Consider the following 13130-nt stretch of genomic DNA (forward strand, 5'->3'; position numbering starts at 1 on the left):
GTGGATGCATTAAAGCATTGAATGTAAAGATATACTGTGCTGCATAAACAAAAAATTGCAAAAGTTAATCAAATGCAATAGGTGTTGTGACGGGGTTATCATAGAATAAGCCATTCATCGGCATGATATGAAAGATCGAGGCAAATTATGGCGCAGTTAATCTCGCATGAGCTGCAAAATAACCACCAGCTTGCTGCACAAGATTTGCTTTTGATTTCAACTGATTTGCGTCAAATTTATTTGGATCAGCTTTATTATTTTAAAAATATTAATTCGAATAATTTTTTCGAAGTGGATGATGCACAAAATAGTTTAAGCATTGCCAACCAACTTTTGCATATATCCTTAGATGAAACATTGGGTTTGGTTTTTAAGTTGAACCTTGAAAATCGGCAACTCAACGCAGATCTTTTAATTCGATTTATCACAGAAGATATCACTTTTTTTACGCATCAATATCATTCATTTCATCCAACAGATTTAAAAACCAAGACTCAGATTTTAAGGCAAACCTTTATTGAGCAAGTCTTTGAGTGGGTTGATGGTGAAAATCGGGTAGAGCAGTATTTATATAATATTCAGCCAGTTGATGCTTTGAAAATAGATCAAGTCTTGATGAAATATGGCTATTTCGAGTCACCTTATATTTCTGAATTTGCAAAATATGGTAAAGAAATTCCACTCGCTGTAGAAATAAATATTAAACATCTGCTTTTAATCAACTCAGTCTTGGGCAGTGAGTTTTTAGCAGTGGCTGAGTTGATGCCAAAATTGCAACAACTGAGTTTTAAATTACATCAATTTATACCTGCGCACTATTTACGCATCTTTAAAACTTTCTATCCAGAATCACTGCGACTGCAAGACATTATTCAACATTTTAAGAGTTATCAATTGCTGTCTAAACATGCTTTAGAGCAACCGCACCTCATCGCTTATGCTAAATTGATGCAACGTGGTTATTGGCAATATCAAGATTTATTCAATAAACAGCATTTCTTAAATTCACAGGCGACATATTGGGATCAGGATTTAATTCATAAACTTCCGTTTTGTCAGAACAAACGTAGCGTGAATTGGCTATTTAAACAGGATGCTTTGGTGAATGATTGGATTGCTGAACATGCCAATCACCTCAGTACACGCATTACGATGACTGCGTTGAGTTATGTAGACACATCTAAAATTGATGCGGAAGTAACAGTCTGTGTGCTTGAATTCTTTAAAAATATTTCAGCAAGATTGTTTCTACATGAAAGTTATACCTTTGCGTTAAAAAATCAATGGTTCAATGATCCTAAAAATCAACGTTATGATTTATATCAAAAAGATGCACAGCCTCAAAAGAATCGGAAATTCATTGCCAATTCTTATCTATATATTGAGGAATGGCTCGATTTTACTGCCTTAATGACAAAAGACGATCCGCAGTTATATAAAAAGTTGTTTACCAAGATCAATCGTGTTGTTCAGGCTTTTATGCTGTTTTTACAAAATATTGCCGATGATTTACCCAAAGCATTATTAAGTTTTATTGATCCACAAAAGCAACAACATGCTGAATTTTTTCGTTTATTGCAAAAGCATCAAATAAAAGTTGAAGATTTTAGGAAAAAATTTAAACACGTTCCTACACGTCGGATGGCTACACACAGTATTTTCGATAGTTTTGTTTTAGATTATTTAATGGATTCATTTTATCAGCAACGTGGTATTGGTAAAAATGTGACTTGGCTCGGGCTTTATCATCAAGCTGAGCGTTGGCATGAGCAGGTTTATTTTGATGAAACCATGTCGAAACTGAAACAACAAGTAGATATTGAAACGTGGGATCGTGTTTCGCCTATGCAGAAAATCTATTTTGAAGCATGGTGTTATGAAGAGTTAAATAGCTTAAAGCGGATTATTCAAGAGTCTACTGTATTTAAACATTGTCTAGCTTTGTCTTATACCAAAGCCATCATTGAAAAAGAATATGTGGCTTTTCACATGTCGAATATTGACGATCCGACTCAAGAGTTTACATTGGGTTGTTATTATCAATTGGGGCAATTGTCCTTTGATCAGATTCGTTTGCCCAATAATCAAATTCCAGATGATGTCTATATGATGCAAGCACTGCGCTTTATTCACGATGTAAATCAACATTTAAAGTGGAAGACCAGTATTCAACCCAATGAAGAGCTGGGTCATTTATAGGAACTATTGGTATTTCACACGGTCATAAGCTGGCGTAAATATCGATGAATTATGCTCAGAACGTAGCATTCTACTTAACTTTTTGCGTAAAAATCGTTAGGCTATAGCCGTCCTATCCTGTTTAGCTAAAATAGACTGTTATGAAACAAGAAACTGCACTAAAACTGATGAAAGCGGGCGAAAATGTCTTTTTGACAGGTTCCGCAGGTGCAGGTAAAACCTATACGTTGAACCAATACATCAATTATTTAAAAGCGCGTAAAGTTCCTGTTGCGATCACAGCTTCAACAGGTATTGCTGCAACGCATATGAATGGTATGACGATTCATACATGGGCAGGAATTGGCATCAAAGACACGCTTTCAGATGATGATTTGAAACGCATGAAAGAGCGTAAATATTTAAAAGAACATTTAGAAAATGCACAAGTTTTAATTATTGATGAAATTTCAATGTTGCATGCCAAACAACTGAATTTAGTCAATCAGGTTTTAAAATACTTCAAAGAATCAGATGATGCTTTTGGCGGGATTCAAGTCATTGCCGCAGGTGATTTTTTCCAGTTGCCACCTGTAGGTAAAAACAGCGAGCAGAATCGAGACAAGTTTTGTTTTATGTCGAATGCATGGGTCGAAGCCAAGTTTCGAGTGTGCTATTTAACAGAACAACACCGTCAGGATGATTCAGCGCTGAATGATATTTTGAATGCTATCCGTGCGCAAAATATTCAACAACAACATATTCAAGCTTTAAATGACACTCGCCATCAAGATATTGGTGATACGTTTACACGGTTATATACCCATAATATGGACGTGGATAGCATTAATTTTCAACATCTGAATGCAATTGAAGGGACAGACCATCAGTTTGTTGCAGTGACCGATGGCAATGAAAAACTGATTGAAACCTTAAAGTCTTCAGTTCGTGCCCCAGATGAATTAACCCTTAAAAAATATGCCAAAGTGATGTTTGTAAAAAACAACTTTGATATGGGCTATATCAACGGTAGCCTAGGTGAAGTCATTGGTTTTGAAGAAGATGATGAAATGGGAATGTTGCCAAAAGTCAAAATGACAGATGGCACGACTTTATTGGTTGCTCCTGAAACATGGTCTGTGGACAATGAAGGTGGTAAAACCATTGCCAGTTTACAACAAGTGCCTTTGCGCCTTGCTTGGGCGATTACCATTCATAAATCTCAAGGTATGACTTTAGAGGCGGCTGAAATTAATCTCAGCCACACTTTTGAAAAAGGGCAAGGCTATGTGGCTTTGTCACGACTTAAATCAATAAATGGTCTGAGATTGTTAGGTTTTAATGAACAAGCTTTAGAATTAGACAGTTTAGCTATCAAAGCAGATCGTCGTTTTCAAGAGCTTTCCAATGAAGCCGAACAACATTATGCAGATGTTGATTTAACACAACAGCACAATGCATTTATTCGTCATTGTGGTGGAACATTGAATGCGACTGAAATTGAGCGCAATGAAAAGAAAATTGCTCGGAATGCAGGTAAAACTAATTATGCCTCGGCAACTTTGGATGAAACACGTGAGTTGTTTGAAAATGGTTATGAAATCCAAGATATTGCTGTTGAACGTGGTCTTACTCCAGCTACGATTATTAACCATCTAGCTCGATTGCATCGTGAGCAAAATTTAGATATTTCTATTGCGAATCCAGGTGAAGAAGTGGTTGAACAGATTCGCACCATTTATAAAAAGTTGAAAAAACGCCAAGATCCAAGCCATTTTAGTGATGATGGTGCAATTAAGTTACGTCCGATTGTTGAGTTGACCAATCCTAAAATGGGTTATGACCAAGTTCGTTTGGCATTGTTATTTGTCGAATAGTTAATGTAGAGAGATGGAAAGGGTAAAATAGAATAACGTCAGTTCGGGATAAACTTTGATGTAAGTTATTGAAAAGATAGATCAGGCACAGCGGAGTCTTACCGTTTAACAGTCAAATGCAAGGATTAACCCACTTCGTCTTGCACTTCGCTTGAAATATATTTCAATCTTGTTCAGGTTCGACCTACTTTTCTTTCGGGAAAAGTAGGCAAAACCATTTGTCAGTCGCCAACTCGACAGATACTATCAAGTACCTAATATATCGCAAAAACAGTATATTGCAGATCTTGCGGAATATATTCCTCATGCCTCGAACAATGCGACTGACGTTTCCGCGTATCAGATAGTTGGGAACATATTTTATCCCGAACTCAGGTTAGAATAAATCTTGTGCTTGAATAGGTGCTTTAAGTTTTAAATAGTGTGATTTAAGTAACATTAAACCCATATAGGTTGATGAAATTGTACTTTTAAGTTAAGCTATACTCATATTGTGGTAGCTCTAAAGGGGTAACAGATATGATTATTTATGATGGCGAACAAGTGTTCCCAGAACGTGCTAGCAGTTTTAAAGCTTTTTTAAAAAAATACCTGACAGAGCAAGATGGTGAATATTTATTAGAAGAAAAAACATTTATTTATGACAGCGAGAATGATGAATTCCTAGAACATGATATACAAGAATTTTATGCGCTGTGGCTTGTTGCTTAACGTGGCTAGTCCTAAATGTATCAAACCACCTTCGGGTGGTTTTTTAATAGCTAAAAGTACAGGCTAGACATTTTTCTTTATGGAGAGCTGTTATAATTTTTGACAATTCATTGTTTATTAAGATAATATTTTTGAAGTAGAAGTAATTTATTGATTTTGTGTGTTGGTTTTAGCATTTTCAAAGGTAAAACAGCACCTTTATGCCTAAAGGTTATGGAAAATAAATAGTTTACATTTTAAGAAGTTAAAATTTATCTTAAATAACATAAATATAAGAGAAAATAGAATTGCCATTTTAAAAATTATGATAATATAAATGTAATAAAAAATGGTGGTCATCATGAGTAGTGTTGATAAATTTGCTGTTCCAGGAACAAATGTACTTAGAAGAGCTGGTCAAGCTCTAATAAATCCAGATGCGACTACTGAGGAGAAGCGATCAGCTTATGATGTTTTAAATAATTGGCGCTCATTACACTCCTATCCAATTGATGCATTCCAAAAAATGCTAAGAAGGAAATGTGGACAATTGAGGTTTAGGGACTTCACTGTTGCACAACGCTTAAAGCGTATGCCGTCTATTATTTCTAAATTAGAGCGCAATCCTTCAATGAATTTAGCTCGAATGCAGGATATTGGTGGATTACGTGTAATTTTACCAACTATTCATGATGTGTATAAGCTTCATGGTGATTTGCTCACACATAATAACCGCTTTAACCATGAAGCTAAATTACCTTTTCATGACTACATAAATTCGCCAAAAAAAGATGGTTATAGAAGTCTTCATCAAGTCTTTACATATAAAAGTCGAGATCATTCTGAACTTGATGGACTTAACATAGAACTTCAAATTCGTACGAATTTGCAGCACTCATGGGCGACAGCAGTAGAAACGCTTGGTGTTCTCGAAAATGCTTCGATTAAATCAGGTTTTGGATCTGATGATCACAAACTCTTCTTTAAGCTCAGTAGTGCATTATTTTCTATTAAAGAGCAAACTCCTGTATTGGATGAATTTCGTGATGTTGAGACAATAGATATAGCGAAACAAGCAAAAGAAATTGAGGATAGACTTCAAATTTTTAATAAGCTTAAGAGTATAGCAGTTACAGCTAAACACATTGAAAGTTCCTCAAGTAGTAAATATGCCTATCATATCCTTATTCTCAAGAAGGAAGATGAGACGTGGAAAGTTGATGTTTTACCTTTTTCTAAGACTCAAGAGGGACTGGCAAAGAAATTCTACGCGACAATGGAAGTTGATACGAGAGATAATCAGGAGATCGACATCGTATTGGTTTCAGTGGGTGATTTGAAAGCGATTAAAAAGGCATACCCAAATTACTTTTTAGATACCAATCAATTTATTAAGGAAATGCAATCGGCTTTCGTGAAATATATTGATTAGTAATTTCAAACCACCTTCGGGTGGTTTTTTAATAGCTAAAAGTACAGTCTAGACATTTTTCTTTATGGAGAGCTGTTATAATTTTTGACAATTCATTACTTATAAAGTTGTTCAGCACATGCCACAAATGTTCATTGATTATTCAGACAATATTCAGAATTTAGATAAAAAGAAGCTTATGTTAGGTTTAAATCATGCTTTGTTTGATACAGGCTTGGTTGGACATGAGCATGATATTAAGTCACGTGTGCAAGAAGTTTCTGATTTTTTGATCGGCTTTGGTAATGAAAATGGCGTAGTGAATAATCAAGCCTTTATCTTTGTACGTTTACAAGGTCTGAGTGGGCGCACTGAACAACAAAAAGATTTAATGACTGAAAATTTATCGCAGTTTCTGCAATCTTTTCAGGATTATTCAGCAAAAGGTTTAGAAATTCAGCTTTGTGTTGAGTTCGCTGAAATGCCGAGAGAGATTTATAAGAAAGTTTTGGTTCAGAAATGATTCAATAATGACTGAATCCTGAAGCAGGTTGCTTATTCACGAAATAAACAACCTGTTTGAGTTTTTGTAAATTTACAACCTAGATTTTTATTTAAGTCAAACTGATTTAGATCAATCAATAAAAACATTCAAATATAAGTGATTGAAAGTTATTCATAAAAACTACAAGCTTAAAACTTCAATATCCGCATATTCCAATAACTTGTCAGCAGTCATTGTATAAATTTCATCTAAGAAAGCCACATTAAAGTGACCAACACTTTGTGATTTCTCGAAAGCTAATTTTCCAGCAATTGCAAAGTGAATATGCGCAGAAATCGCTGCAATTGTTGGTGTAGCTACAGCGCTATATGCTGCAATTAATGCACCAAGCGCACAACCTGTCGCCGTGACTTTGGGTTGTAAAAAGCTTCCACCATTGATCTGAATGATTGCATTCATTTCCTTAGAAAGTAGAAAGTCAGATTCACCTGAAATGGCAACACATTCGCAATGTGCCAAAAGGGGTAAAGCTTGTAAATAAACTTGATTGCTCGACACGGTGCTGTCTACACCTTTGGACTCAACTTGATTACCTGCCAAGGCACTGATTTCAGAAGCATTGCCACGAATGATAGTCGGATTGAGTAATACCAATTGATCCACCATTTCGCTACGCCATTTTAAAATTGGGCCGTAACCAACAGGGTCGAGTACCCATGGTGTACCTTTTTCAGTCACTGTTTGTGCTGCAATTTGCATTGCCTGCATTTGTTCTGTAGTCGGTGTTCCTAAATTGATACTGAGCGCCGCTGCAATTGAAGCAAAACTTTCAGCTTCAAATGGATTATCAATCATTGCAGGAGATGCACCCGCAGCAAGGAGTATATTGGCTGTATAGTTCGCTGCGACACTATTGGTAATACAATGAACTAAAGGTTGTTTGGTTTGTAACTCTATCCACGCTGCAACGACTTTGTCTAAAATCACATCCGTATGGATATGCAGTTGATCCCGTTGAGAATTCGAAATATTTTCAGGATGATTCATAGAAAGTCCTTACTGGGTAAAATAATGATCTTGATGTTTACAGCTTCTGCAAAACAAAGTCACATAACTTTCTGCATCATAATCAACCGTCAATTCATTGGAACCACAGTACATACAGCGTTTTTGTGAATAAAAATTTAGACGTGATTCTATCTTTTTCCAAGACTTCCAAACAGGTTGAAAAAAGATATTTTCATCGTAACCCAAAAAACGATAAAAAAGTATTTCACTCATACGACTGAATGGGATATTAGGCGGGCGAGGCAGGGTACTGGTTTCCCATTTTTCAGCCAAAGCCCGCTCACGATATTGTTGAACAGTTTTCTTTAAAATATTGGTATTAATGAAATTATCATTTCGGACTTGTAACGCTTTCTTTTTATGCAAGTATTCAAGTGCTGTTTGAATAAGATAAAAGATTTGTCCCACAGCCAAAGTATCGAGTAAGCGATAACAGAACGCTTGGAAATTCTTATTCCCAGAAATTTGAATGCCCCAAGTACGACAATAATGTTGGGTAAATTGCACAATTTCCTGATACAACAATACATATAAGGTGTTTTTGACTTCTTCTGCTGTTTTAAACGGAATACCTAAACTTAGGTTTTCATAAAACCAATGTCGCAATTGCGTGGTAATACTAAACAGGCTGGGTTCAGAATAGCCATCTAAACGCACATTGATGTAATATTGATGTGCATCATCACTAAAGTCTTTTGGTGTCAGAATATTGTCTTTGATCAACTGATTTAAAAGCTGGCTTTGAAAATAGTAATTCGGCGTAATGGGATGATATTTAATCACTTCCCAATCGATAAATTCTTGATGTGTTGTATTTTCATGGACTTGATTGTCTAAAATACTCAATAGAAATAATTTATGTAAGAAGCTTAATTGGTTCAGACCGAATTCGAAATTGTCTTTTTTCTTACTATATTTACGAGCTTCTTGCTGACGTGTTTCTTTCATCAATTTTTTACGTTTGTTTTGGCATGTTTCACAATGACAAGTGAGTTGTTCATTTTGAAAAACTTGATGATGGCAATGGCTACATTGATGAAAATGAATTTCTTTTTCAAATTCTTCAGCTTCAACATAGTACATACTCGCTTGGCAGAGCGGGCAAAAGGTACTTTCATCAAGCTGTTTTTGGAGAATTTGAAGCATAATTGGCTATAAAAAAGGATAATTTTAGATTATACACATCTATACGATTGAAAGATGATTACTGAAAATGAATGACCAATTAATTTCACAAGTGCAAGTGCTTAGTTGTTCAGTATTTTTAAAAGGTAGACTTTAATTTAGATATTAGTAGATGATAAATAGCAACATTACTCCTAACCCACACACTGCCAAAGTCAGTAAATCGGCAAATAGAATTGATTAAAATTCTACTTACCTTGCTTTTTTATATGACTGTGCTATTTATTAAGTGATTAAAAATAAACAACTAATACGCCGTAGGGCAGGGTAATTCTGAATCTTCAAAATGATTCATTTTAGCTTGAATTAAGGCTCTTGCCTTTTTATGGGATACTTTGTGCTGTCCTAGCGAATTATATTGTTGCAAAATCGCACAAACATCTTCTTTTTGCAGAGCAACACCTTCACAGGTCATAAACATGGCAATGACTTGATGATCAAGTTTGGCGTTATTCAACATTTGCATCGTTTTGATATTTTCAATACGGACAATATGGTCTTTAAAAATCATGTTGCACCTCATTTTATTGTTTGATTCTTCATTGTGCGTCTTGCACAGATTTAAACAAGCAAGAACTGTGCTCAAAATGTAGTCAGTTTGCAAATAATGTAATTTTTGATGTTGCGAAATAAATTGAATAAACACAATAAACAGTCAAAAGCCATGTAAAGGGAACGTGAATTTAAACTGTAAAATAGCCTAAGCAAATTTAGGATAGATATGATATACGCATAATATTGAAGCAGATGGATTGTGATACTTTTTATTGATTTGATGATCCTTAGGAGTGATCAATGAATTTCATTGCTTAAATTTAGTAGAGTATTCTCTTGATTATTCTGTTTACATCATTTGGCAGACAACCCAGCTTATTTAAGCGATAAAGGTATGTTGATTCACAATTCTTCTTATTATGAGTAAATCTATTCTCATTTTAATGGTAACCAAGCCAGTGATACAGTGAATGTATTCAAGCTTGCTTAGGGTCTGTTGACATTTCATAAATGGCTTGCGTTGTAGGCTAAAATTGAGCAGACGAGGAATGAAACGAAGAGAATAGCGAGACTATTTTCAAGTTTCATAACGAAGGCTGAGATAATTTTAGCCACAACCCTGAGCAAGAACAAAGCACTGCTTTGTTCGCAGCGCAAGGCGCAGCGGGGGACTAGAGTGTTTTTTGACGCTACGTTGTTGTGAACTACTCATTTAGAATGACTAAATTTCGTATTTCACGCCTAGTATCGCCTAAAAAACACTCATAGTCGCAAACATAGACGAATTGTCAACAGACCCTAATGATATTGCAGAATTTTTGCATTTATATTTATCAGTAATCATTTAATTTTTTTGTAAAAAAGTTGTATAAATAAAGTTTAATCCGCATGATTTTTGCATTTCAAGATTGAAATTAATTTCACGCAGACCCATATAGAAATTAAGCAACAGCACAGACAAATTGTGAAATTTGACTTATGCTCAAAAGACTTCACAACGATAAGTCTAAGCTAAACAACAGAATTAGGACATTATATGAATATTGCGGCAAACCCAGTAGTTGAAGCAGATCAAACGGTATATTTAAAAGATTATCAAAAGCCTTCTTTTCTTGTAGATTCAATCCAACTTGATATTCAGGTTTACGATGATCACACCAATGTAAATTCGAAGTTAGTCATGAAAAGACAAGCTGCTGGCGCTTTGGTTTTGTTGGGGCGGGATCTTGAATTAAAATCAATTTCTATCAATGGTAAGCAACTTACTGAAAGTGAGTACACGTTAGATTCTGAACAACTGGTGATTCCAAATGCACCTGATCATGCTGTTGTTGAAACAAGTGTTGTGATTCATCCTGAAACGAATACACAACTTGAAGGTTTGTATCTCGCTGGTGGTGATTTATTCGTTACTCAAAACGAACCTGAAGGTTTCCGTAAAATCACCTTCTACCCAGACCGTCCAGATGTTTTATCAGTATTTACCACACGTGTTGAAGCTGATAAAAAATACCCAGTGCTTTTAGCCAATGGTAACTTGATCGAAGCAGGTGAAGCGGCAAACAATCGTCATTATACGATTTGGGAAGATCCAACTAAAAAACCTGCTTACTTATTCGCTTGTGTGATAGGTGATTTGGCTGTACTTAAAGATCGCTATACCACTTCAGAAGGTCGTGACGTTGCTTTAGAAATCTATGCAGAAGAAAAAGATATTCCAAAGTGTCATATTGCCATGGAAGCTCTAAAACATTCGATGCGTTGGGATGAAGAGCATTATGGTCGCCCATATGATCTTGATAATTATATGATCGTTGCAACGAGCCAGTTCAACATGGGCGCAATGGAAAATAAAGGTTTAAATATTTTCAATACCGCATGTGTTTTAGCCGATGAAGAATATACAACTGACTTGGCGATCATGCGTGTACAGTCTGTGATTGCTCATGAGTATTTCCATAACTGGACAGGTAACCGTATTACGTGTCGTGACTGGTTCCAATTGTGTCTAAAAGAAGGCTTAACAGTTTTCCGTGATCAGTCATTCTCTGAGGATTTACAATCTGCGGCAGTACAACGTATCGACGATGTGGCTGTATTAAAAGCACACCAATTTCCAGAAGATGCAGGCCCGTTATCGCACCCACCACGTCCAGATCATTTTGTTGAAATTAATAACTTTTATACGGCAACAGTGTACGAAAAAGGTGCAGAAATTAACCGTATGATGGCGACATTACTCGGTAAAGAGAAATTCCGTAAAGGTACAGACGAATATTTCTTACGCCATGATGGTCAAGCGGTAACAGTTGAAGATTGGGTTGCGGCTTTAACAGCGGGTTCAGGTGTAGATTTATCACCATTCTTGATTTGGTACAACCAACCAGGTACGCCAAAACTTGAAGCGCAAGGTGAATATGATGCAGCAAATCAAATTTATCGTTTAAGCTTTAAACAGAGTCTAAAAGAACATCCGAAATATCCAAATCTTAAAGCTGTGCCGATTCCTGTAGCTTTGGCGTTGTTCAATGCAGAAACAGGTGAGCAATATACGCTTCATTCTGATGCTTTGGTTGAAAATGATGTCAAAGATGGTGTGTATTTATTTGATCAAGATAAAGCGACGATTGAATTTACAGGTGTTACTCAAAAACCTGTGGCATCGTTATTGCGTAATTTCTCCGCACCTGTAAATCTTGAATTTAATTATTCAGATGAAGAGCTTGCATTCCTATTGCAATACGAAACCAATGGTTTTAACCAATGGCAGGCGACTCAAACCTTACTTGAGCGTATTTTGTTGAATGGTCACGATGCACAAGTCTATATCAATGCGATTCAACAGGCTTTACCATTTGTGATTGCAAAAGATCCGCTATTGGCTTCTCGTCTATTTGATGTGCCTACAGAAGGCTATTTAGGTAGTCGTATTGATACGGATTATAATCCTGTTGTAGTGAATGAAGCACGTGAGGCTTTATTAAATCAATTGGCTAAAATCCTAGGTGATTTTGCTAAAGAAACCTATTTATCACTTGACCCTGATACGCAAAATGAATTTTCTCAAGCAATGGGTGTACGTGCGTTGAAAAATATCATGTTGAGTTTTATGGCGCGTCAAGGTAATGCTGATGTGTTTGATTTGGCGTATGCGCAGTATAAAAATACAGGCAATATGTCTGAACGTTTAGGTGCACTTAAAGTATTGGTTTGGAATGATGCACCACAAGCCAAAGATGCTTTGCAAGATTTCTATAATCGTTTTAAAGATGAAGATTTGTCAATGGATCAGTGGTTTATGATTCAAGCTGCACATCCAAAAGCGACTGCTGAAACCATTCAGTATTTAACCTCACATCCAGATTATGATTTGGGTACACCAAACCGTATCCGTTCGGTGAGTGGTGGTTTAAATGCTAATCCTGTGAATACGTGGAGCTTTGGTATTCAGCATTTTGTAGATTTGGCGAAGTATTTAGATGAGAAAAATCCGATTGTTGGTTCTCGTTTATTACAAGTTTTAACTCGTTGGTACACATTAGCTGAACCGCAACGCAGTGAAGTTAAATCAGCACTTGAAGCGTTAAAACCGCAAGTGAAGTCTAAAAATGTCAGTGAAACATTGAATAGTATGTTAAGTGTTTAATTGATATTCATAGATTGATTTTTAAGGTATCCCTCTTATTTCGATAGGAGGGATTTTTTTTGAGATGGAAAAATT

9 protein-coding genes are annotated in these 13130 nt (G+C 35.8%); 6 read left to right on the top strand and 3 right to left on the bottom strand.

The window, feature by feature from the left end:
• The first annotated feature begins 147 nt into the window (after nt 1-147).
• The 5 genes from GGG_RS0110510 to GGG_RS0110530 all read left to right on the top strand — a co-directional run bounded on the left by GGG_RS0110510 (nt 148) and on the right by GGG_RS0110530 (nt 6679).
• A complete protein-coding gene (locus GGG_RS0110510; RefSeq protein WP_010114714.1) occupies nt 148-2199 on the top strand; it encodes a hypothetical protein in 2052 nt (683 codons plus the stop codon).
• 140 nt (nt 2200-2339) lie between these two features.
• Nucleotides 2340-4055 (top strand): AAA family ATPase, encoded by a 1716-nt coding sequence (locus tag GGG_RS0110515; protein ID WP_010114715.1) that lies wholly within the window; start codon nt 2340-2342, stop codon nt 4053-4055.
• Nucleotides 4056-4574: 519 nt separating this feature from the next.
• Nucleotides 4575-4766, top strand: a complete 192-nt coding sequence (locus GGG_RS0110520; protein ID WP_010114716.1) for a hypothetical protein — start codon at nt 4575-4577, stop codon at nt 4764-4766.
• Nucleotides 4767-5106: 340 nt separating this feature from the next.
• Nucleotides 5107-6177, top strand: coding sequence for a RelA/SpoT domain-containing protein (locus tag GGG_RS0110525; RefSeq protein ID WP_010114717.1), 1071 nt, complete (start codon nt 5107-5109; stop codon nt 6175-6177).
• A 118-nt stretch (nt 6178-6295) separates the two neighbouring features.
• On the top strand, nt 6296-6679 hold the full coding sequence (locus GGG_RS0110530; RefSeq protein WP_010114718.1) for a 5-carboxymethyl-2-hydroxymuconate Delta-isomerase: 384 nt from the start codon (nt 6296-6298) through the stop codon (nt 6677-6679).
• Nucleotides 6680-6841: 162 nt separating this feature from the next.
• On the opposite strand, the gene thiM is transcribed toward GGG_RS0110530, so the two are convergent.
• The 3 genes from thiM to GGG_RS0110550 form a co-directional block, all read right to left on the bottom strand.
• Nucleotides 6842-7708 (bottom strand): hydroxyethylthiazole kinase, encoded by an 867-nt coding sequence (thiM, locus tag GGG_RS0110540; protein WP_010114719.1) that lies wholly within the window; start codon nt 7706-7708, stop codon nt 6842-6844.
• Nucleotides 7709-7717: 9 nt separating this feature from the next.
• A complete protein-coding gene (locus tag GGG_RS0110545) occupies nt 7718-8878 on the bottom strand; it encodes a hypothetical protein (protein ID WP_202945563.1) in 1161 nt (386 codons plus the stop codon).
• Nucleotides 8879-9161: 283 nt separating this feature from the next.
• The gene (locus GGG_RS0110550) at nt 9162-9425 is read right to left on the bottom strand and encodes a hypothetical protein (RefSeq protein ID WP_010114722.1); all 264 of its coding nucleotides are present in this window, start codon (nt 9423-9425) and stop codon (nt 9162-9164) included.
• Between the two features lie 1020 nt (nt 9426-10445).
• On the opposite strand from GGG_RS0110550, the gene pepN reads away from it, so the two are divergent.
• A complete protein-coding gene (gene pepN / locus GGG_RS0110555; RefSeq protein WP_010114723.1) occupies nt 10446-13055 on the top strand; it encodes an aminopeptidase N in 2610 nt (869 codons plus the stop codon).
• Nucleotides 13056-13130: the final 75 nt, after the last annotated feature.

Origin of the sequence: Acinetobacter sp. P8-3-8 (genome assembly GCF_000214135.1) — a bacterium.
GTDB lineage: Bacteria > Pseudomonadota > Gammaproteobacteria > Pseudomonadales > Moraxellaceae > Acinetobacter.

Bases quoted from the DNA above. Each gene is read 5' to 3' on its own strand.
- GGG_RS0110510 (WP_010114714.1), top strand. From the start codon at position 148: ATGGCGCAGTTAATCTCGCATGAGCTGCAAAATAACCACCAGCTTGCT.
- GGG_RS0110515 (WP_010114715.1), top strand. From the start codon at position 2,340: ATGAAACAAGAAACTGCACTAAAACTGATGAAAGCGGGCGAAAATGTC.
- GGG_RS0110520 (WP_010114716.1), top strand. From the start codon at position 4,575: ATGATTATTTATGATGGCGAACAAGTGTTCCCAGAACGTGCTAGCAGT.
- GGG_RS0110525 (WP_010114717.1), top strand. From the start codon at position 5,107: ATGAGTAGTGTTGATAAATTTGCTGTTCCAGGAACAAATGTACTTAGA.
- GGG_RS0110530 (WP_010114718.1), top strand. From the start codon at position 6,296: ATGCCACAAATGTTCATTGATTATTCAGACAATATTCAGAATTTAGAT.
- thiM (WP_010114719.1), bottom strand. From the start codon at position 7,708: ATGAATCATCCTGAAAATATTTCGAATTCTCAACGGGATCAACTGCAT.
- GGG_RS0110550 (WP_010114722.1), bottom strand. From the start codon at position 9,425: ATGATTTTTAAAGACCATATTGTCCGTATTGAAAATATCAAAACGATG.
- pepN (WP_010114723.1), top strand. From the start codon at position 10,446: ATGAATATTGCGGCAAACCCAGTAGTTGAAGCAGATCAAACGGTATAT.